The organism is Cellulomonas sp. Root485 (assembly GCF_001426705.1).
GTDB lineage: Bacteria > Actinomycetota > Actinomycetes > Actinomycetales > Cellulomonadaceae > Cellulomonas.
On the sequence record NZ_LMFC01000002.1, the window covers coordinates 486,801 to 506,620 of the forward strand.

20 protein-coding genes are annotated in these 19,820 nt (G+C 74.6%); 12 read left to right on the forward strand and 8 right to left on the reverse strand.

From position 1 onward, the window contains the following. The first annotated feature begins 18 nt into the window (after positions 1 to 18). On the forward strand, positions 19 to 1,047 hold the full coding sequence (locus ASD16_RS10905; RefSeq protein WP_162250297.1) for an RDD family protein: 1,029 nt from the start codon (positions 19 to 21) through the stop codon (positions 1,045 to 1,047). A 60-nt stretch (positions 1,048 to 1,107) separates the two neighbouring features. Next, entirely contained in the window at positions 1,108 to 1,407 is a 300-nt protein-coding gene (locus ASD16_RS10910; RefSeq protein WP_055916713.1) for a hypothetical protein, read from the forward strand. Between the two features lie 40 nt (positions 1,408 to 1,447). Here ASD16_RS10910 and ASD16_RS10915 read toward each other — a convergent pair whose 3' ends face one another. Genes ASD16_RS10915 through ASD16_RS10925 form a run of 3 tightly spaced genes read right to left on the reverse strand, consistent with a single transcriptional unit; the run spans position 1,448 to position 3,957 of the window. Next, on the reverse strand, positions 1,448 to 1,876 hold the full coding sequence (locus tag ASD16_RS10915; RefSeq protein WP_055916715.1) for a YdeI/OmpD-associated family protein: 429 nt from the start codon (positions 1,874 to 1,876) through the stop codon (positions 1,448 to 1,450). A 13-nt stretch (positions 1,877 to 1,889) separates the two neighbouring features. Further along, positions 1,890 to 2,606 (reverse strand): DUF5701 family protein, encoded by a 717-nt coding sequence (locus ASD16_RS10920; RefSeq protein ID WP_055916717.1) that lies wholly within the window; start codon positions 2,604 to 2,606, stop codon positions 1,890 to 1,892. Between the two features lie 49 nt (positions 2,607 to 2,655). Next, a complete protein-coding gene (locus tag ASD16_RS10925) occupies positions 2,656 to 3,957 on the reverse strand; it encodes a DUF3806 domain-containing protein (RefSeq protein WP_055916719.1) in 1,302 nt (433 codons plus the stop codon). A 260-nt stretch (positions 3,958 to 4,217) separates the two neighbouring features. On the opposite strand from ASD16_RS10925, the gene ASD16_RS10930 reads away from it, so the two are divergent. Beyond that, a complete protein-coding gene (locus ASD16_RS10930) occupies positions 4,218 to 5,171 on the forward strand; it encodes a D-alanyl-D-alanine carboxypeptidase family protein (RefSeq protein WP_235523249.1) in 954 nt (317 codons plus the stop codon). Positions 5,172 to 5,175: 4 nt separating this feature from the next. On the opposite strand, the gene ASD16_RS10935 is transcribed toward ASD16_RS10930, so the two are convergent. The 4 genes from ASD16_RS10935 to ASD16_RS10950 are packed head-to-tail and all read right to left on the reverse strand — an operon-like array spanning position 5,176 to position 10,869. Then, positions 5,176 to 6,603, reverse strand: a complete 1,428-nt coding sequence (locus tag ASD16_RS10935) for a DHA2 family efflux MFS transporter permease subunit (protein WP_055916721.1) — start codon at positions 6,601 to 6,603, stop codon at positions 5,176 to 5,178. Next, positions 6,587 to 7,657, reverse strand: coding sequence for a non-homologous end-joining DNA ligase (gene ligD / locus ASD16_RS10940; RefSeq protein WP_055916723.1), 1,071 nt, complete (start codon positions 7,655 to 7,657; stop codon positions 6,587 to 6,589). The genes ASD16_RS10935 and ligD overlap by 17 nt, the downstream gene beginning before the upstream one ends. 39 nt (positions 7,658 to 7,696) lie before the next feature. After that, positions 7,697 to 10,609 carry a helix-turn-helix transcriptional regulator gene (locus tag ASD16_RS22375; protein WP_304438006.1) on the reverse strand — a complete coding sequence of 971 codons (2,913 nt, stop codon included), beginning with the start codon at positions 10,607 to 10,609 and terminating at the stop codon, positions 7,697 to 7,699. Next, complete coding sequence (locus ASD16_RS10950; RefSeq protein WP_055916725.1) at positions 10,591 to 10,869, reverse strand: hypothetical protein; 279 nt, start codon at positions 10,867 to 10,869, stop codon at positions 10,591 to 10,593. Before ASD16_RS10950 ends, ASD16_RS22375 begins: the two co-directional genes overlap by 19 nt. Before the next feature lie 226 nt (positions 10,870 to 11,095). Here ASD16_RS10950 and ASD16_RS10955 point away from each other — a divergent pair, with 226 nt between their 5' ends. The 8 genes from ASD16_RS10955 (at position 11,096) to ASD16_RS10990 (ending at position 18,689) form a co-directional block, all read left to right on the forward strand. After that, positions 11,096 to 11,458 (forward strand): VOC family protein, encoded by a 363-nt coding sequence (locus ASD16_RS10955; protein ID WP_055916729.1) that lies wholly within the window; start codon positions 11,096 to 11,098, stop codon positions 11,456 to 11,458. 68 nt (positions 11,459 to 11,526) lie between these two features. After that, complete coding sequence (locus tag ASD16_RS10960; protein WP_055916732.1) at positions 11,527 to 11,967, forward strand: ATP-binding protein; 441 nt, start codon at positions 11,527 to 11,529, stop codon at positions 11,965 to 11,967. A gap of 189 nt (positions 11,968 to 12,156) precedes the next feature. Continuing rightward, entirely contained in the window at positions 12,157 to 13,785 is a 1,629-nt protein-coding gene (locus tag ASD16_RS10965) for a chromosome partitioning protein (RefSeq protein WP_055918279.1), read from the forward strand. A gap of 283 nt (positions 13,786 to 14,068) precedes the next feature. Then, positions 14,069 to 14,590, forward strand: a complete 522-nt coding sequence (locus ASD16_RS10970) for an RNA polymerase sigma factor (protein WP_055918282.1) — start codon at positions 14,069 to 14,071, stop codon at positions 14,588 to 14,590. Between the two features lie 275 nt (positions 14,591 to 14,865). Beyond that, positions 14,866 to 16,278: a hypothetical protein gene (locus ASD16_RS10975; RefSeq protein WP_055916735.1), complete on the forward strand. Its 1,413-nt coding sequence runs from the start codon at positions 14,866 to 14,868 to the stop codon at positions 16,276 to 16,278. Positions 16,279 to 16,451: 173 nt separating this feature from the next. Then, positions 16,452 to 16,802 (forward strand): hypothetical protein, encoded by a 351-nt coding sequence (locus ASD16_RS10980; RefSeq protein ID WP_055916738.1) that lies wholly within the window; start codon positions 16,452 to 16,454, stop codon positions 16,800 to 16,802. 223 nt (positions 16,803 to 17,025) lie between these two features. Beyond that, positions 17,026 to 17,976, forward strand: a complete 951-nt coding sequence (locus ASD16_RS10985) for a 5'-3' exonuclease (protein WP_055916741.1) — start codon at positions 17,026 to 17,028, stop codon at positions 17,974 to 17,976. Positions 17,977 to 18,140: 164 nt separating this feature from the next. Then, positions 18,141 to 18,689 (forward strand): DoxX family protein, encoded by a 549-nt coding sequence (locus ASD16_RS10990; protein WP_235523250.1) that lies wholly within the window; start codon positions 18,141 to 18,143, stop codon positions 18,687 to 18,689. A 4-nt stretch (positions 18,690 to 18,693) separates the two neighbouring features. On the opposite strand, the gene ASD16_RS10995 is transcribed toward ASD16_RS10990, so the two are convergent. Then, positions 18,694 to 19,212: a hypothetical protein gene (locus ASD16_RS10995; RefSeq protein WP_055916744.1), complete on the reverse strand. Its 519-nt coding sequence runs from the start codon at positions 19,210 to 19,212 to the stop codon at positions 18,694 to 18,696. 114 nt (positions 19,213 to 19,326) lie between these two features. Here ASD16_RS10995 and ASD16_RS11000 point away from each other — a divergent pair, with 114 nt between their 5' ends. Further along, a complete protein-coding gene (locus ASD16_RS11000; protein ID WP_055916747.1) occupies positions 19,327 to 19,809 on the forward strand; it encodes a ribonuclease H in 483 nt (160 codons plus the stop codon). Positions 19,810 to 19,820 lie beyond the last annotated feature (11 nt).

Below are 19,820 nucleotides of genomic sequence, written 5' to 3' on the forward strand. Positions count from 1 at the left end.
ACCTGCCACGATCTGCCCGTGACCGACACCGCGACCCTCCCGGCGGACCTCGCCGAGCCGGTCGGCGGTCCGCCCCTCGCCCCGTGGTCGCGCCGGGTCGTCGCCGCACTCCTCGACGGGGCGATCCTCGGCGGGGCGACGTGGGTCGTGCTCGGGTCGGGCGCGTCGGAGCCGTCGCTGGCGCCCACCTTCACCCCCGGTGCCGCCCCGGAGCAGGGGTGGTTCACCAGCCCGTGGCTCGTCGGCCTCCTGGTCGCGATGCTCGCCCTGCAGGGCTGGACCGGCGCGACGCCGGGGAAGCGGGTGGCGGGTGTGGCGATCGTGCGGCTCTCCGACGGGCTGCCGGTGGGGTTCCTCGCCTCGGCTCTGCGGGTCGTGGCGCACCTGCTCGACGGGATCTTCCTCATCGGCTACCTGCGGCCGCTGTGGAACGTCCGCAAGCAGACGTTCGCGGACTCGATCGTCGGGACCCTAGCTGTCCAGACCCGCGAGCCTCCTGCGCACCCGTGGTTCGCGCGGTTCCGGCACGAGCGGTCCGCGTGGCGCTCGGCCGTGGTGACCGTCGTGGCGGTCTCGCTGTGCCTGCTCGGGGTGGCGTTCTCGTCGACGCAGACCGGTGCCGCCTCCGAGTACGAGACCGACGTGCCGTGCGCGGCGGACGTGCGCTCCGCGACCGCCTCCGTGCAGGCCTCCCGGCACGTCCAGACGTTCGTCGACCGGCGGCTGTGGGTGACCCGCGCCAGCACGGAGGCCGACCAGACGGCACTGAGCATCACGTGGACCTGGGTGGACACCGGACCGTCGCCGGCCCGTCGCGTGCACGAGATCGACATCCTCGATGCCGACGGCATGGTGGTGTCCACCATCGAGCAGGAGGTGGCGTTCGACCACCCCGCCGTCCTCGACCCCGTGCGGATCACGCCGTCCGACCTGTCGTCCGCCGGCGGTCCGGGCTGGACCGTCGAGTCCCGGCTCGTCTCCGACGGCACCACCGTCGCGTCGTGCGTCGTGAGCCAGCAGGACTGGGACGCCGTGCATCGGGGCTGACCTGCGTCACCGCTACGGTGACGGCCATGGACCGTCGCCCTCCCGTGCCGAGCTGACGCGATGCCGTCCTACCGGGTCACCGCCGCGATCGGCCTGCTGCAGCCCGGCGTCGCCGCACCCGACGTGCTGCCCCAGGCCGTCGCCGTCGCGGAGGCGATGACGACCGTCGAGGCCCACGACGTCGCCGTCGTCCGCGGCCAGGCGCGCATCACCGTGCGGTTCCAGGCTGACGACGACCAGACCGCGCGACGGGTCGGCTGGGCGGTGCTGGCCCGGCTCGACGAGCTCGCGGACATCAGCGGACGCAGCGTGACCCGCCGGTTCGGCTCCCGCTGGTACCCGGTGCGCGCGCAGACCTGAGCCCTCGCGTCCGGTCGATCGCGAGGCTCCTCGCGGTCGTCTATCCCAGCTCGGCGGCGGCCTTCGCGATCCGGCGCTCGCGGGTCTCCGGCGTCTTCGCGGCCTCGATCGGCTCGACGATCGCCCGCTGCCTGCTGAACGACAGGGCGTCGAACGCCGCGCGGGCCGGGCCCGCCAGGGCCGCCGCGAGGTCGTCGGGGACCTCGACCGTGCGCGGGGCGTCGTCGTGCTCGATGTCGACGTCGACCTCCTGGCCGGCCTCGACACCCGCGGCCGCACGGTTCTCCGCGCTCAGCGGCAGCATCGTCTCGCCGCGGTACGGCGTGACCGTGCTCCGGTACGAGTGGCCGTTGATCGTCACGACGACGGGGAACCGCGCGCCGCGATCCATCGCCGCGACCGTCTCGGCGGGCACGGGGATGCCCGTCGCCGACTTCCCGCTCAGCTGGATCGTGCTGCGAAAGCGCATGCTCGCACCCTAGTCACGCGTCGGCGCGCACGAGCCGGTCCGCCGCGGACGCAGCACCGAGCCACGTGTGCGGGTTGCGGTCCCAGCACCAGCCGAGCTTCGCGCGCCGCTCGCTGATCCACACCGCCGGCACCCGCTGGTTGGTGCCCGTGCGCGACGCCAGCAGGGAGAAGCACTTGTTCGGCCGCAGCATGTCCGGCCGCACGACGACGAGCGCCACCCCCTCGTCGATGGTCAGCGGCGTGCGGCCGCGGCCGGTGATCGTCACCAGCGCGTCCTCGGGCCGGACGTTGCACAGGTCCGAGCCGGTGTCGACGCCCCACAGCAGGTAGGGCTCCGTGGGCACCTGGACGCCCGGGAGCGGCCGGTAGGTCGGCGCCTCGTCACGGTCGATGACGCTCACCCCGAGCCTGCTGCCGCGCCGCATCGCGGGGGCGACGTCGTTGAGGTCCAGGCCGGGCAGGACGAGCACGAACGGCACGTCGTCACCCTCGACGGCCGGCGGCGCGGTCGGGGTCGTCGCGACCTCCGCGAGCGGCGCGAGCCGTGCACGGAACGCCGCCGGGTCCTCACCGAGCAGCGTCGCGACCCCGAGCTCGACGTACGCGGTGACCTGACGGTCGAGCTCCGCGCGGACGTCGGCCCCGGGGTCGAACGCCGTCGCGGCCGTCGACGGAGGCGCGGTGACGGTGGGCAGCTGCGGGTCGACGGCGGTCACGGGGACGCCCACGGTTCCCCCTCGGGTCGGCGGTCCGGATCAGACCCACCGTCCCACGGGGTCAGAGCAGCGGCACACCCTGACCGAGGACCAGCGGGTTGCCGACCGCTCGCGCCGGCCGCGTCCGGCCCTCGGAGTAGGTCACCGTGCGGTACAGGTGCGCGACGACGAGGCTCGGGGCCCCCGCGTCCGACGCCTCGACGAACACGGCGTCACCCTCCTGCGCCGACAGCTGCCCGAACCAGACGACCGCGGCACGCGCCGCTCCGGTGCTGCGCACCCATGCCCGCGCCTCCTGGAGCGCACGCGCGGCGTCACCCTCGAAGCGGTGCGGCTCGACGCTCTGCGTGGGGCTGCCGTCCACCACCGCGAACGGCCCGGGGGTGCCGCCCGGCGCGAGCGCGAGCTCCAGGGCCTGCTCCAGCACGCCGAGGGCGATGTCCTGCGCAGCCCGCGACGGCGGGTGGGGGAGGTCGGCGGGGACCCGGTAGGTCGGCTCCGGTGCCGGGGCCGGCTCGACGGCGGCTGCCTTCGGGAAGGCCGACGCCAGCGACGTGTGGACCGGTCGCGACGGTCCCGTGCTCAGAGGGCCGGGTGCAGGAGCGACGACGTGCGGGGTCGGGAAGGCTCCCGCGGCGTTCGCGAAGTACCCCGCGGGTCCCGCGCCGGCGGCAGGGCGCTCCGGCAGGCGCGTGCCGGGGGCGGGCTCGGCGACAGCCGGGACCTGCGACGACGCGGGTCCGCGGGTGGGCAGGGGAGTGGCCGCGCGTTCGGGGAGTGCGGTGGCGGCCCGTGCGGGCAGGGCGGCGGGCTCGGCTTCCCGCGTGGGCAGCGGCGCGGGCTCGTCGGCTCGGACCTCGTGCGCGGTGCGCGTCGGGACGCGCGGCGTCGGCACCTCGTGCCCGGCCGGCGACGCCAGGTGGGCGGCCGCCGCGGCGACGTACTCGGCGACCCAGGTCGGGGTGCAGCCCGTGCGCCAGCGCGTCGCGACGTCGGCCAGCGGCAGCGCCGCGTCCTCGCCCGAGGCCGACACGACGGCCGGGGTGGGTGCGGCGCCGGCGGTGCGCAGAGCCCAGCGGGAGCCGGGGACGCGAGCGACGACCAGGTCGCCGACCCCGACGCCGAGCGCCATGACCATGGCCTGCGGGACGGGTGCGCCGGGCTCGGCCGCCCAGCGCGTCCGCGTGGCGTGCAGCAGCGCGCCGACGGCCTGGAGGTCCGTCAGGTCGGCGCCGCTGGCCCGGAGATGGCCCCGGGCCCGGTCGAGGTGCCCCAGCTCGTCGGCGGTCAGGGGCCGCACCCCGGGAGGGGTGGCGTGGGCGCCGGACGCGGGGAGGGACAGCGTCGGGCGCAGATCAGTCATGTGGGCGGATCGACCCGTCGACGGGTTGCCTTGAGCGACCGGGCAGCGGTTCCACCGGATGGCGGCGGGTGCGGCCGGGGACCGGCGAGCTCGGCGCCGGCAGGGGGTGGCCGTTACCCTGGGCGGCGGATCGAGACCGTCGCCCGCACTGGAGAACGCCCATCCGCCGACCCTCGCGCAGCATCGTCGCTGTCGTCGCCGCCGCCCTCGTGGTCGGCGGTGCGGGTGGTGCGTGGGCGTGGACGGAGCGCGAGGACCGCGTGGCCGCCGAGCAGGCCGCGACGCAGGAACGCGCGGCGGACGCCCTCGAGGCCCAGGCCCGCGACGCCGACGTGCTCCAGGCGCAGGCCGCCGACGCCGCCGCGGTCCACGCCGCCACCGTCCGCGCCGACGCCCGTGCCACGCTCGCCGCGGCCGCCGAGCACGCGCGCGCGACGCTCGCCGCGACCCAGGACGGTGTCGCCGACGACGCGGTCCGACAGTCGCTCGCCGCGGTGCTGGCGGAGGCCGACGCCGCCCTCGCGGCCACGGACCCCGCAGCCGCGACCGGCACGACGGGTGCGCGCAGTGCCACAGGGCTCCGTGCGGTCACCGCCGCCCTCGCCGCCGCCGACGCCGCGGTGGGCGCTGCGCACGATGCCTGGCTGCAGGCCGAGGCCGCCGCTGCTGCCGCGGCCGCCGCGGAACGACCCACGCCGAAGCCGGCAGCCGAGCCGGCGGCCGGTGCTGCCGCGCCCTCGTGCGAGACCACCTACAACGGCCCGCCGTTCTACACCTCGCCCGCGACCTCCGGCGGTGACGGCTCGAACGGCAAGCTGCCCCCCGAGGCGCTCACCGCGATCTCGTGGGACGTCGACCCGCACGGCACGCCGTACTACCTGACCAACGCGGCGGCGGCCGCGCTGGAGCGGCTCAACTCCGGGTTCCGCGCCCGGTTCGGTCACTCCCTCGACCTCGACCTCACCTACCGCGACTACGACACGCAGGTGGCGATGCGGGCGGCGCTGGGGTCGATCGCCGCGACGCCGGGCACGTCGTCGCACGGCACGGGTCTGGCCCTGGACGTGCCCGAGCTCCCCTGCGAGTACGGCTGGGACACCCCGCAGCGTGACTGGCTGGTGAGCAACGGTCCCGCGTACGGGTGGGTGTCGCCGTCGTGGGCGGGCCGTAGCGGCTCGAACCCGGAGTACTGGCACTTCGAGTACCGGGGCTGACGGCTCAGCTCGGGGGCCGGACCGCCTCGGCGCTCGACGGCACCGTGAGCAGCGAGATCACCGCGCCGCCGGCGAGCAGCCCGGCGCAGGCGAACATCGCGACACTGTTGGCCGACTCCAGGGCGGCCGGGTCGGTGAGGGACGACCCGACGCCGGCGACGAGCGGCAGCACCGCGATGGCCAGCAGGCCGGCGACGCGGGCGACGGCGTTGTTGACCCCGCTGGCCACGCCGGCGAGGTGGTCGGGGGCGGCGGCCAGGGCGGTGGTCGTCAGGGGCGCGACGGTCGCTGAGAGGCCCAGCCCGAACACGACGATCCCCGGCAGGACGTGCGTCAGGTACGGGGAGTCCGGGCCGATCCCGGCGAGCATGACGGCGCCGACGGCGCACACGAGCGGGCCGACCGTCATCGGGATCTTCGGGCCCATGATCGTGCTCAGCGCACCTGCCCGCGGGGACAGCAGCAGCATGAGCACCGTGACGGGCAGCGGGGCCAGGCCGGCGGCCAGCGGGGAGTAACCGGCGACCACCTGCAGGGTCACGACGAGGAAGAAGAACAACCCCGAGATCGCCGCGTAGATCAGCAGCGTCGCGGCGTTGGTGCCGGCGAACGGCCGCCAGCGGAACAGCTTCGGCGGCAGCAGGGGAGCGGTGGCGCGGGACTCGACGACGACGAACGCGACCATCGCGAGGACGCCGAACGCCAGCGTGCCCAGCACGAGGGCGTCGGGCGTGCCGCGCTCGGTCCAGACGGTGAAGCCGTAGGTCAGACCCGCCAGACCGAGCGCGCCCAGGACCGTGCCGGCGATGTCGAGCTTCTTGACGGCCGTCGGGTCCGCGCTCTCCGGCACGTGCCGGACCGACACCCACACGACGGCCGCGGCGAGCGGCAGGTTGATGCCGAAGATCCAGCGCCAGGTGGTGACCTCGACGATCCAGCCGCCCAGGAACGGCGCGACGGCCCCCGCGATGCCGCCGAGACCGGACCAGGCACCGATCGCGCGCCCGCGGTCCGTCCCGCTGAACGTCGCCTGGATGATCGCCAGCGACCCGGGCGTCAGCAGGGCGCCGCCGACGCCCTGGAACGCGCGAGCGGCGTTGAGCACCCCGATGGTGGGTGCGACCGCGCACAGCAGCGACGCGACCGCGAACCAGACGACGCCGACCAGGAACACCCGGCGCCGGCCGAACCGGTCGCCGAGCGAGCCGCCCAGCAGCAGGAACGCCGCCAGGGTCAGCGCGTAGGCGTTCACGGTCCACTGCAGGTCCGCGGTGCTGGCGTCGAGGTCCTCGGCGATCGTCGGGAGCGCGATCGTCACCACGGTGGCGTCGATGAACGCGATCGCAGACCCGAGGACGGTCGCGAACAGGATCCAGCGCCCCCGGGCGGAGGCGTAGACGATGGCGCCCGCAGGCTCAGCGGGGGCGGTCACGGTCCTTGCTCGGCTGGACGCGCTTGGGCTCACCGGGCATCTTCGGGTACTCGGGCGGGTAGGGCAGGTCGCCCTCGCCCTCGTCGCGCTCCTGCCGATCGGCCAGCTCCAGCAGCGACGCGATGGAACCTCGCGGTTCGACGTGGCCGACGAGCGCGGCGAAGAGGTCCCCGACCTCCGCGAACCGGGCCGGCATCGTCGTGACGTCGAAGTCGTTCGGGTGCACGTCCGCGACCTCGTCCCAGCGCAGCGGTGCGGAGACCGTGGCACGGGGGTTGGTGCGGATCGAGTACGCCGACGCGATGGTGCGGTCGCGGGCCATCTGGTTGTAGTCGATGAAGATCTTCTGACCGCGCTCCTCCTTCCACCACTTCATGGTGACCTCGGCGGGCATCCGGCGTTCCAGCTCCCGACCGAACGCGATGGTGGCGCGGCGGGCCTCGACGAACGTCCAGCGCGGCTCGATGGGGACGAAGACGTGGATGCCTCGCCCGCCGGAGGTCTTCGGGGTGCCCTCCAGGCCGTGCTCCGCGAGCAGCTCCCGCACGTGCGGCGCCACGCGGGCGGCGTCGTCGAAGTCGGTGCCGGGCTGCGGGTCCAGGTCGATGCGCAGCTGGTCGGGGGAGTCGACGTCGTCGCCGAGCACGGGCCAAGGGTGGAACGTCAGCGTGCCGAGGTTGGCGGCCCACGCGACGACGGCGAGCTCGCTGGGTGCCACCTCGTCGGCCGTGCGACCACTCGGGAACGCGATCCGGGCGGTCTTCACGTACTCCGGGGCGCCCTGCGGGACGCGCTTCTGGTAGAACGCATCACCGGTGGAGTCCATCCGGGTGGCCAGCTTGGCGCCCTCGAACACGCCCTTCGGCCAACGCTCCAGCGTGGTCGGCCGGTCCAGCAGGGCACCGAGGATGCCGTCGCCGACGGACACGAAGTACTGGACGACGTCGAGCTTGGTCAGCCCGCGCTCCGGGAAGTAGACCTTGTCCGGGCTGCTGACCCGGACGGTCCGGCCGCGCACCTCGAGCTCGACCGCGGGGGTCTTCGACGGGGACATGCCCTTCAACCTAAGGGCTGCGCTGGGTACGTGCCCAGGTCAACCCGCACCGATCAGCCCCCGCTGGTGCGCGACCGACACGGCCTCCGCGCGGCCCGAGACGCCGAGCTTGGCCAGCAGGTTGGAGATGTGCACGGACACCGTCTTGGCGGAGATGAAGAGCTTCTCGCCGATCTGCCGGTTGGACAGCCCTTGCGCCACGAGCGCGAGCACCTCCGCCTCGCGGGCGGTCAGCACGTCGACACCCCCGACACGGACGCCCGGCAGGTCCAGCCGCCCGCGTCGCGCGAGCCCGCGCACGGCAGTCGCCAGCGGGACCGCGCCCATCGCGTCCGCGTGCGTCAGGGCGAGCCCGGCCTCGTCGCGCGCGGCGTCGCGGTCGCCGGCCTCCAGGAGCGCCTCCGCGAGCCGGAACCGGCTGCGTGCGACCTCGTAGCGGTACCCGTAGTCGAACTCCGCGACAGTGGCCCGCCACAGGTCCACGTCGTTGACCCCGGTGAGCCGCGAGTGCTCGGCGTGCGCACGCGCCAGCCACGCCCGCCCCTCCGGCCCCAACCGCCCGCCACGCGGCCGCCCGCGCTCCGCGGTCGTCCTCGCGCGCTCCAGCAGCCGGTCGCCCAGCGCCACCCGCTCCGACACGTCCCGCCCGAGCAGCCGCTCCTGCGTGGCCGCGTCGGCCAGGGCGCTCATGGCCAGTGCGACCAGCCAGATGCCACCCAGGAAGTAGTCGGACCACGCGCGCCACAGGTGCTCGAGCAGCCGCAGCGCCAGCGCGATCGCCTCGTCGAGCTCACCGCGCCACGTGTGGGCGTCGATGGTGCAGCCGCCCGCGACCAGCGCGATGAGGCCGTCGCGCGACCAGCGCGGCTCGAGGGCATGACCGCGCTCGGCGGTGTCGGCGTCCCCGCGGGCCGCGGCGGCGTACAGGTTGACGGCGATCAGGGTGTCGGCCAGCTCGTCGGGGACGGCGCCGATGGTGGCCGGCGTCAGGTCCCCCGAGACGTACCGGATGAGCTGCGTGAACATGTGCAGCTCGACCCCGTAGACGCTCCATGTCATGCCCAGCGACCGGGCCCGCTCGACGCCGTCGGCGGTCACCTGCGTGGCGCCCGGGAGGTCGCCCGCGTAGTACCGGTTGCTGGCCAGGTTGTACATGGTGCGCAGCTCGGTGGCGTAGTCGCAGGCCTCCCGGGCGCGGGCCAGCGCGCTGCGCAGCAGCTCGGCCGCGCGGTTCTCGTCGTCCACCACCAGCACCGCCAGCGTGGTCAGCGCGTCGGACTCGGCGTCGGCCGCGCCGGCCTGTCGCGCGAGCTCGACCGCGCGCGTCGCGCTGGCCACCGCCTCGTCGTCCAGGTCGGCGTTCAGCGCGCTGCGCGCGTACGTGGCGAGCGCCCACGCGCGGGCCGGGGTCGCGGTGTCGGGGAGCTCGGCGAGCGCCCGGGACGACTGCTCCAAGGCGTCGTGCACGGACTCGACGCCCAGCAGGTACCGCGCGAGGCTGGTCCGCAGGCTGGCCTGGCGCTGGACGTCGGAGGCGGTCTCCTCCACGGAGGCGCGCGCCAGCTGGACGGCCCGGTCGACCTGCCCGGCCCGGCTCGCGGCGGCCGCGGCCGCGACGAGCACGTCGATGTGGTCGGTGCCCAGCGTCGCGGTGACCTCCGGGACCGCCTCCCACAGTCGCAGCACGACCTCCAGGTGCCGCAGCTCCTCCGCGGGGGCCAGGACCTCGTGCGCCTGGTCGGCCGCGTCGAGCGACGCCCGCAGCGCCGTCGGCAGGTCCGGGGCGCGCAGCGCGTGCGAGGCCAGCTGCGACGACGGCCCGAGCGTGGGGTCGTCGCGGAGCACCCGCAGGTACGCGCGGTGCAGCGACGACTGCTCCCCGGGCAGCAGGTCCGTGTACACGGCCTCGGCCAGCAGGGCGTGCCGGAACGCGATGAGCTCGTCCTCGCCGACCAGGACGTGGTGCGCGACGGCCTCCCGCAGCGCGGCGTCCACCGCGCCGGGGGCGGTCAGCTGCGCGTCCCCGTCCGCGGTGACCGCAGCGCGCAGGAGCGGCTCGGACACCCGGCGCCCGGCGGCGGACGCGATGCGAGCCAGGCGCTGGACCGACGGGTCGAGCAGCTCGAGGCGGGCGCGCAGGACGTCGGCGAGCGACCACGGGAGCTCGTCCGCCTCGGCGCCGGCCTCCAGGAGCTCCTCCGCGAAGTACGCGTTGCCCTCCGACCGGTCGATGACCCGGCGCAGCGTCGACTCGGTGAGCGGGCTGCCGCTCAGGGCGGTGGTGAACTCCCGCAGCTCGTCGTCGGTGAACGGCGACAGGTCCAGCCGCTCGACGCGGGGGTGCCGGCTCAGCTCGGTGGCGACGGGCCGCCACGGGTGACGTCGGTGCAGGTCGTCGGTGCGGTAGCTGGCGACGACGAGCAGGTGCTGGTCGCGCAGCCGCGAGACGAGGAACCGCAGGACGTCCCGGCTGGAGGCGTCCGCCCAGTGCAGGTCCTCGAGCACCAGCAGGAGCGGGTGCCCCGGGCGGCCGACCGCGCCGAGCACCTCGACCAGCCCGTCGAACAGCTGGAGCCGGTTCGACTGGTCGTCGGGTGCGGCCCCCGAGCCGGACGGGCCCGGCAGCAGCCGCGCGAGCGCGGGACGGTTGGCGACGACCGCACCGACCCCCTCGGGGTCGAGCGCGTAGAGCTGGGACAGTGCCTCCGCGAACGGCAGGTACGGCAGGCCGATCTCCCCGAGGTCGACGCAGTGCGCCACGACGACCCGCGCCCCGGACGCGTCCGCCAGCTCCGCGACGTGCCGCAGCAGGCGGGTCTTGCCGACCCCCGCGTCGGCGCCGATCAGCACCGCGGTGGGCTCGCCGACGCCCGCCCGCTGCAGGGCCAGCGTGAGCTGGTCGACCTGCAGCGCGCGGGCGACGAAGGGTGTGCTCATCGAGCCGCGTGCCATGTCTCCGATCCTCGCAGCAGCCACCCACGCGGCGCACTCACCTTCGGGCGGGTGGCCTTCTCGGGAGCGGCCGGAGCGGGGGCAGCGGCCGCGACGTGGGCCGAACCCGGCTCGTGCGTGGTCGCCGCGAGCAGGTCGTCGTGCTCCCCGCCGCGCTGGTCGTGCGTGTCCCCGTACGGGGTGTGGCGCAGCGCCGTGAACAGGCGCTCGTGACGGTAGGCGAGCTCGGCGTCGAGGCCAGGTCCCCAGAAGTCAGCCATGGTGTCCTCCTCATGAACGCCGGACGATCTGCCCGGCTCTCGTTGACATGGACGACTCTCGTCGTGAGGGTGCGGGCAGCGGATCGGTCGGTCGACGGGTCCTGGGCGACCGGATGCGCTGAGGATCGCCTGAGGCGAGAGGTCCGGGGTCTGAGGTGGTGCGGGAACGGTCTGAGGTACCTCAGAACCTGTCGCCGGCGCGCGGCGGAGGTGCACGATGAGCCCCATGGGACTCGTGCAGGTCGCCCAGCGGGCGCTGGACCTCGACCGAGCGGCCGTGTTCTACACCGACCTGCTCGGCAGCCCTCCGACCGCCCGGTTCGACCCGCCCGGTCTGCTGTTCTTCGTCCTCGACGGTGTCCGTCTGCTGCTCGACGTCAACGCGCCGTCCGCGCTGGTCTACCTGCGGGTCGACGACGTCGCCGCGACGGTCGAACGGCTGCGCGGCCAGGGCGTCGTCGTGGAGTCCGAACCGCACGTGATCTTCCGCCACGAGGACGACACGCTCGGCCCCGCCGGGACCGACGAGTGGCACGCGTTCGTCCGCGACTCGGAGGGGAACCTGGTCGGTCTCGTGCAGCTCGGCTGAGCTCGTTCACCCGGACGTGCCCGTGGCCACCTCGGGCAGGAACGGACCGGGTCGGGCAGGCTGGGCGGGTGGGCGATGTGCGAGACCTCCGGAGTGCGAAGAGTGCGCGTCGTCGAGACGCGCAGGTCATCGACGACGAGCTCGTCGTCAACGCCGAGCGCTCCGCCCCCCGGGCGGCGCGGCACTGGGTGATGCAGACCATCGCCGGGGCCGGCGTCGGCGGGGCGTCGAACCAGGTGGTCGAGCTGCTCACGGGTGAGCTGGTGTCCAACGCGGTCGTGCACGGTCCCGACGCGGGGGCGGTGCGCGTCCAGGTCCGGATCGACGGCGAGGTCGTGCGCGTCGGCGTCCGTGACACCGGGGGCGGCACCCCGACGGTCGGGCACCCCGAGCCGACCGCCCCGAGCGGGCGCGGGCTCGCCCTCGTCGAGGCGCTCTCGTCGGCCTGGGGCACCCAGGTCCACCCCGACGGCAAGACGGTCTGGTTCGAGGTCCGCACGGACGAGTGAGTACCCGACACGCCCGGGATGTCCGGAGGTGCCGGATCTCACGCACCGGCCCGTCCGGCCCGCTCAGAAGGTCCCCCGGAACCATTCGTACAGCGCTGGCCTGCGGTTCCACGATGCACGCGGAGCCTGCGCGGCGTAGTTTCGGGGGCGGACGACTGGGAGCGAGGGGCAACTAGACCATGAGTGATCATGAGTGACGGCACCGACGGGAAGAACGCGTCGACGACGACGACCCGACTGCCCGACATCCGCGCCGAGGTGCGCGAGGACGGCACCGGCGAGATCTCGATCGACGGTGTCGTCGAGCGGGTGCGGATGGCGAACCTGGCCGAGGCGGGCGCGGCGATCACGACCCGGATCGCGGAGCTGGCGGGGTCCGTCGGGCAGCCCGTGCCCGTCCAGGTGCGGGACCCCGACGGGGTCTGGTCGCTCCTGATCCACGCCGACGGCCTCGTCGACGAGGCGCCGGGGGCGCTCGACGACCAGAAGGACACGGCGGACGACACCCCGGCCGAGCCGCGCCCCACGACCACCGACGACTCCGCGACCGACACCGCGAAGCCCGGCCCGGACCCTGCTCGCACCGCTGCGGCCGACGCGGCGAGCACCGACCGGCCGACGCCGACCCTGCCGGCGACAGCCTCCCTGACCGCCCCGCCGACGCCCGTCACGGAGCCGGCACCGCCGTCCGCGACCGCGGCGTCCGGCCCGGCGAGCGCCCCGACGCCCGCGACGACCCGAGGGCCGGCGGCGACGCGCGCGACGACCGCCCGGGCACAGGAACCCGAGCCCGCCGCGACCTCTGCGGCTCCGGAGACCGTCAGCGCCGGCGGACTCACCGGTGCCCGGCTGGGGACGCCCCCGCCCGGACCGGCCCAGCCCCTCCCGACACTCGACGACCTCCTCGCCGCGCGGCACCCGGCAGCCGCCGGCGGACCGGCGGAGCACGGCTGGCGCGCCGGCGTCCGTCGCCTCACGTTCGGCGGCATCTCCCCAGGTCCCGGGCGTGACGAGCGCCGCCGACGCATCGCCGCGGCCTCCGTGCGGCGGACGCTGGACGGCCCCAAGACGATCGTGGTCATCAACCCCAAGGGCGGCGCCCACAAGACGACCGCGACCATGCTGCTGGCGGCGACGTTCGGCCTCCAGCGCGGCGGGTACACGCTCGCGTGGGACAACAACGAGACGCGCGGCACGCTCGGGTGGCGCTCGTCGCACGCCGACCACACCCGCACCGCCGTCGACCTCCTGAACGCGCTCCCGGCGCTCGGGCCCGCAGGTGCCGTCCGCATCGGCGACCTCGACGGGTTCGTCCGCACGCAGCCCACCGAGCAGTTCGACGTGCTGGCGTCCGACGAGAACTCTGCGTCGGCGTCGTCCGTCGACGCGGACTCCTTCACGTCGCTGCACCAGGTGCTCTCCCGCTTCTACCGGGTCCTGGTCATCGACACCGGCAACAACATGCGCGCCTCGAACTGGCAGGCGGCCGTCGGCGCCGCCGACCAGATCGTCGTCGTGTCCACCGTGCGTGAGGACACCGCGCAGTCGGCCGCCTGGGCACTCGACGCGCTGCGCGCCACCGGGCACGACGAGGCGGTACGACGTGCGGTCACCGTCCTGTCGGCCCCCGAGCCGAAGGTCGACAAGGACCTGCAGAAGCGGCTCCGCTCGCACTTCGGCGCACTCACCCGGGCCGTCCTCGACGTGCCGCACGACAAGGCGCTCGTCGCCGGCGGCCCGATCGACTACGACGCGCTGAGCACGACGACCCGCGACGCCTGGCTCCGAGTCACCGCGGTCGTCGCCGACGGTCTCTGACGCCTCGAACCCGACACCGGTGCCGCCATCGGGCGCCGGAACGTCACCGGCGTCGGGTTCGGCGCCGGGACGAGATGAGGCGTCGCAGGGACGCCCCGAAATCCCCTGCCGCCCTCGTGCAAGATCGGACGCGCTCGCCACAGAGAGCAGGTGAGAGCGTCCGTCCGACCACGAGCAGGGGAGCACAGTGCCGCCGACTCCGAGCACGCCCGGCAGCGAGACCGTCCGCGCGGACGGCACGTCGCGGGGTGACACCGGCCCGGTCTCCGGCACAGTGGTCGGCATGGCCGACGACGCGGACGGCAGCACCCCTGGCAGCACGTCGCCACATGACGCCGCCTGGTTCGAGGCGCTCGTCCTGCAGCACGCCACCGCCGTGCACCGGTTCATGGTCCGTCGTGCCGGTCGCGACGAGGCCGAGGACCTGGCTGCCGACGTCCTGACGGTCGCGTGGCGCCGCCGCGCGGACGTGCCCGACGGCGCCGAGCTGCCCTGGCTGTACCGGACCGCGGGGTTTGTCGTCGCCAACCACCGTCGCAAGGGTCGCCCGATCCCGGTCGGCGACGTGCCCGACGAGGTCGACTCGGACGACCCCGCCGTCCGCGCGATCCAGGAGGAGCGCGTCCGCGAGGTGCTCGGCGCGCTGAGCCCTCGCGACCGGGAGATCCTGCTGCTGAACGCGTGGGAGGGCCTCACGGGTGACGCGCTGGCCCAGGTCCTCGACATCGGCCGCGGCGGCGCCGACGCCGCCCTGAGCCGGGCCCGCGCCCGCCTCCGCGAGGCCTGGGCGTCGGCGGAGGCCTGACGCCCCGCCCGGCGATGTGCCGAGCTCGGCACCCCGCGCTGAGCTCGGCAGCTCGAACCACCGAGCTCGACGCGAACCACCGAGCTCGTCGCTGACGCCGAGCTCGCCGGCGCTCGGCCCGCCCCAGCCGCGAGGGCGTGGGTTCGTCGCGAGACCGGGGGTGCGGACCCACGATCCCGCGTCGAACCCACGTTCTCGCCGGACGTCCGTGCAAGGGGTGGCGTGGTCGGGACACATCAGGGGTAGAGGGCAACCCCGAACCAGGAGGCACGACCGTGGACGACCGCACCGAGAACGACAAGGCCACCGAGAGCACACCGGAGGCCACCGCCGACGACGTCGCGTTCGCGCGGCTGCAGGCGGCGGATCCCGCGGTGGGCGTGGACCCGAACCTGCCCGCGCTGTACGCGGCGGTGTCGGACCGCACGGGAGTGGCCGTCGCGGCTCCGGGCGACGAGCTCGCGGCGCGCCGTGCCCGCCGTGCACCGCGCTGGCTGCAGGTCGCGGCGGTCGTCGCGGGTGTGGCCGTCATCGGTGGCGGCAGCTACGCGTACGGGCTGAGCAGTGCGCCGGAGACCGTGACCGCCGCGCCCCCGATCTCGCTGGACGGTGCCGGGGCGGCGCGGGACGAGGCTGCACCGGAGGCGGCGTCGATGGCCGGCGGCGGGGTCGCCATGAACGACTCCTCGAAGCTGATGTACCCGTGGTGGGGCGGCCGGACCGTGTTCACGGCGAGCGGGCTGTCGACCGAGGGCGGCTCGGGCGACGCGTGGGGGTTCGACGCGGCGGGCGCCTGGTCGCAGGAGGCGGCGGCCGCGGCGGCTGCGGCGCTCGGGGTGTCCGGGCAGCCGCGGCTCGAGTACGGCACGTGGACCGTCGGCCCCAACGACGGCTCGGGTGCGTCCGTGTCGCTGTCGCCGGACGGCCTCGCGAGCCTGTCCTACTACGACCCGACGAGGGACCCGTGGAACTGCGTGCGGTCCGCGCCGGACGAGATCGTCGAGCCCGACACGGGCGAAGCCGCCGAGGGGAGCGTCGGCGTGCCGGAGCCCGCGATCGTCGACCCCCCGGCCGACTGCACGTCGTCGGCGACCGCCCCGACGGGCGACGCCGCGATCGCGGAGGCGAAGGACGCCCTGTCGTCCGTCGGCGTCGACCCCGCCGGCTACCAGTTCACGGCGGCGACGGATCCCGGGAGCCCGCAGGTCACCAACGTGAGCGCCAGCCAGGTCCTCGACGGACAGCAGACCGGGGTCACGGCCAACGTCACGCTCGTCGCCGACGGCGTCCAGTCCCTGTACGCGCCGATGGCGCCGCTGGTCGCGCTGGGCAGCTACGACGTCGTCAGCCCCACCGAGGCCGTGGAACGGCTGGGCGACCCGCGGTTCGGCGCATCCGGCGGCGGTGACGTGATGCCGCTGGCGGCCGAGGGCATGCGGGCCGACGACTCCGTCTCGTCGGAGCCGACCGAGCCGACCGTGCCCGCGACGCCGACCGCCGGCAGCCCGCTGGCATGGCCGGTCCAGGAGGTCACGCTCGTCTCGGCCCGCCTCGGGGTCGCGCTGACGACCCTCCCGACGGGTGCGTCGGTGCTGGTGCCCACGTATGAGCTCGCCGACGCGGACGGGGTCACGTGGAGCGTGATCGCAGTGGTCGACGACCAGCTGGACTTCTCCGCGGTGGGCTGACGCCCTCCGGAGAACAGCACGGAGGCCGGTCGACGTCGGAGGGACGCCGACCGGCCTTCGTCCTGCCGAACCCGTGATCTCGCGGTCGAGCACGCCATGAGTCGCGCCATCGGCTCACCTTGCGCGACTCATAGCATTCTCGCCGCGGGTGCAGCCGTCGGTACCGTGGCGACGTGACCGTCTTCCACTGGAACGAGGCCGCCCTGTACGGGCACTCGCTGGAGTTCCTCTGCTCGGTCGATGGCGTCGCGCAGGCGCGCGTGCTGGCCGAGTCGGCGGAGGCGCAGAGGTCGCCGACCAAGGCGGACCGGATCGCCGGCCGGCATCCTCTGGTCGAGGTGGCGACGGCCCACCCGGGCGTTCTGCTCTGGCGGTTCGCGCCCGATGGCTCGACCCGACCGGACCCCCTGGACCCCGAGTGGACCGTCGGCGGCGACTCCGCGCGTGCTCTGCGGGAGGCGGACTACGACCGCTTCAACGCGGTCCAGACGGCCGCCCGGCTGCGTCGGCGCCACCGCCCCTGAGCCGCACGCGGGCGAAAGCGCTGGTCGTCGTGTCGTCGGCGGACCTACCCTCCCCCCGAACCCGCCCAAGGCGCGCCTACCCGGTACGGGTGCGTCCAGCCCGCAGTCGGTGAGGGTGGTTGCCCGTTCGAGCCGGGCCGGGTCCGAAGAGGGGTCCTCGTGCTGCGGGCGCGAAGGACCCCTCGCCCACCTCTCGTCGGCGGTTGCTGACAGACTCTCGGCCATGGCCGAACGCTCCGAGAAGCTGCTCCTGCTGGACACCGCGTCGCTGTACTTCCGGGCGTACTTCGGGGTGCCCGACTCGGTGAAGGCGCCCGATGGGACGCCGGTGAACGCGGTCCGTGGGCTGCTGGACATGATCGCGACCCTGGTGAGCACGCACCGGCCGACGCGGCTGGTCATGTGCTGGGACGACGACTGGCGCCCGCAGTTCCGGGTGGACGCGATCCCGTCGTACAAGGCGCACCGCGTGGCGGTCGAGGTGCCCGGCACGACGGGCGCGGAGGAGATCCCGGACACCCTCGCGCCGCAGGTGCCGATCATCGTCGAGGTCCTCGCGGCGCTCGGCATCACGCGGGTGGGGGTGCCGGGCTACGAGGCGGACGACGTCATCGGCACGCTGGTCGCGCGCGAGGTGGCGAAGAAGGACCCTGCCGTGGTCGAGGTCATCACGGGGGACCGGGACCTGTTCCAGCTGGTCGACGACACCGTCCCGGTGCGGGTGCTCTACACGATCCGCGGCATCCGGGACCTGACGACCATCGACCAGGCGGTGCTGAAGGAGAAGTACGGCGTCCCGTCGGGGCCGGCGTACGCGGACATGGCCGTGCTGCGCGGGGACCCCAGCGACGGGCTGCCGGGGGTGCCGGGGATCGGCGAGAAGACGGCCGCGCAGCTGATCCACCGCTACGGCTCGCTCGCGGGGATCCTCGCCGCGCGCGACGCCGGCGACCCCGGGCTGACGGCGACGCAGAAGAAGCGCCTCGTGGAGTCGGCGGACTACCTGACGGTCGCGCCGGCGGTCGTCCGGGTGGCGCCCGACGCGCCCGTGGGGGACATCGACGACCGGTTGCCGCACGTCGTGGCGGACGCCGACGGGCTCGTCGCGCTGGCGGAACGGTGGGGGCTGGTCTCCAGCGTGAAGCGCGTGGTGGACGCTCTCGCGCTGGGCTGACGTCGTCACCCGCACGGGTGAACTGCGCCGAACGGGTGGAAGTCGGGCGTATCAGACATGGACGCCTGTCCTCCTGCTGTGACGTGGTTACCGACCGGTAGCCATGTCCAGCCGGGGACGACGCCGGCACCGCACCCCCGTACTCGGGTGCTGACCGGAAAGGCATGACCATGTCCACCGCCCCCACCCTCAAGGCCGCGACGCGCCACGCTCCCAGCCCGGACAACACGTTCGTCCACCACGCGTCCACGACCCCGTCGGTCGTCGACCGCGCCGTCGCCGGCCTGGCGACCGTGCTCGCCCGGCACTCCATCACCGCCCTGCGGATCAGCCTCGGTCTGGTGTTCCTCGGCTTCGGCGTCCTGAAGTTCTTCCCCGGCATGAGCCCGGCGGCGGAGCTGGCCGAGCGGACCATCGGCACGCTCACGTTCGGGCTCGTCGGCCCGACCGCCGCGCTGCTGCTGACCGCGATCATGGAGACCGTCATCGGGCTCACCCTGGTCACGGGCCTGTTCCTGCGGACCGGTCTGGTGATCCTCGCGGGTGCCCTGGTCGGCATCATGTCGCCGCTGGCGCTGTTCTACGGCGAGCTGTTCCCGGCCGGCGGGCCGACCCTCACGGCTCAGTACGTGCTGAAGGACATCGTGCTCGCGTGCGCGGGTGCGGTCATCGGCGCCGCCGCGCTCGGTGCGCGGCTCCGCCTCCCGGAGTGAGCCGTCAGTCGTTCACGAAGACGTCGGGGCCCGCCTCGCGCCAGCCGCTCGCGGCGGCCGGGATGGGCCCCGACGACGCGACGACGAGCAGGGTCTCGTCCACGGCGACCCGCGCGGTGGGCGTGGGCGGCGCGCAGGTGAGAGCGGACAGCTCCCCGGGCTGCACGGTGACGACGCACAGCGAGCCGGCAGACCCGACGGCGGCGTAGTGCCGGCCCGAGGAGGTCTCCGTGAGGAACCGGGTGGTGCTCCGGTCGATGCGCAGGGTACCCAGGTCGTCCGACGACAGCCGGTCCCGGGACACCTGCTCGGCGGCGAACTGGGGCAGCAGGGTGGACGCGTCGACGGAGTGGTCGGTGAGCAGCGGACCGCCCCGTGCCCACAGGAAGCCCACGGCCACGAGCAGCGCGGCCGCCACCATCGCCACCGGGGTGACGAGCGCCGGGCGACGGCGCGAGATCCCGACGCTGCGGAAGTCGTGGAACGCCTCGGAGAACAGGTCCGTGTCGTCGAACGTGGTCATGGGGACACATCGGCCGATCCCGCCGTCCACGTGAGCGGGTGTGTACCGAATGACCCCGTTCGGGCGAGTGCCGCTGGTCGTCCCACGGTCCGGGGCACGGCAGAATCACTCTCCGTGATCACGGTCAGCACCGACGGCTCCTGCCTGCGCAACCCCGGCGGCGCCATCGGGTGGGCCTGGGCCAACCACGACGGCTCCAGCGCGAGCGGTGGCCACGCCTCGGGCACCAACCAGATCGCCGAGCTCATGGCCGTGCTCGAGGCGATCCGCTCGCACCCCGGCGACCAGCCCCTGGTGATCCAGGCCGACTCGCAGTACGCCATCAAGTGCGCGTCGGTGTGGGTGGCCGGGTGGAAGCGCAAGGGATGGCGGACGGCCGCCGGGGGGCCGGTGCAGAACCTCGCGCTCATCCAGTCCATCGAGGCCGCCATCGCGGAACGGCCCGGTCCGGTCACGTTCGTGTGGGTGCGCGGGCACCAGGGGGACCAGTTCAACGAGCGTGCCGACGAGCTCGCGGGCATCGCGGCCCGGGGCGTCCGCGACGACGGCCCGGCACGGGTCGCCGTCCTGCAGCCCGAGCCGGACGTCCTCTTCTAGGAGCTGCGCCG

What these genes read in the sequence shown, in the direction of transcription:
- ASD16_RS10955 (WP_055916729.1), top strand. Translation starts at nt 11,096, where the DNA reads ATGGGACTCGTGCAGGTCGCCCAGCGGGCGCTGGACCTCGACCGAGCG.
- ASD16_RS10965 (WP_055918279.1), top strand. Translation starts at nt 12,157, where the DNA reads ATGAGTGACGGCACCGACGGGAAGAACGCGTCGACGACGACGACCCGA.
- ASD16_RS10995 (WP_055916744.1), bottom strand. Translation starts at nt 19,212, where the DNA reads ATGACCACGTTCGACGACACGGACCTGTTCTCCGAGGCGTTCCACGAC.
- ASD16_RS10925 (WP_055916719.1), bottom strand. Translation starts at nt 3,957, where the DNA reads ATGACTGATCTGCGCCCGACGCTGTCCCTCCCCGCGTCCGGCGCCCAC.
- ASD16_RS22375 (WP_304438006.1), bottom strand. Translation starts at nt 10,609, where the DNA reads ATGGCACGCGGCTCGATGAGCACACCCTTCGTCGCCCGCGCGCTGCAG.
- ASD16_RS10985 (WP_055916741.1), top strand. Translation starts at nt 17,026, where the DNA reads ATGGCCGAACGCTCCGAGAAGCTGCTCCTGCTGGACACCGCGTCGCTG.
- ASD16_RS10990 (WP_235523250.1), top strand. Translation starts at nt 18,141, where the DNA reads ATGACCATGTCCACCGCCCCCACCCTCAAGGCCGCGACGCGCCACGCT.
- ASD16_RS10910 (WP_055916713.1), top strand. Translation starts at nt 1,108, where the DNA reads ATGCCGTCCTACCGGGTCACCGCCGCGATCGGCCTGCTGCAGCCCGGC.
- ASD16_RS10970 (WP_055918282.1), top strand. Translation starts at nt 14,069, where the DNA reads ATGGCCGACGACGCGGACGGCAGCACCCCTGGCAGCACGTCGCCACAT.
- ASD16_RS10915 (WP_055916715.1), bottom strand. Translation starts at nt 1,876, where the DNA reads ATGCGCTTTCGCAGCACGATCCAGCTGAGCGGGAAGTCGGCGACGGGC.
- ligD (WP_055916723.1), bottom strand. Translation starts at nt 7,657, where the DNA reads ATGTCCCCGTCGAAGACCCCCGCGGTCGAGCTCGAGGTGCGCGGCCGG.
- ASD16_RS10950 (WP_055916725.1), bottom strand. Translation starts at nt 10,869, where the DNA reads ATGGCTGACTTCTGGGGACCTGGCCTCGACGCCGAGCTCGCCTACCGT.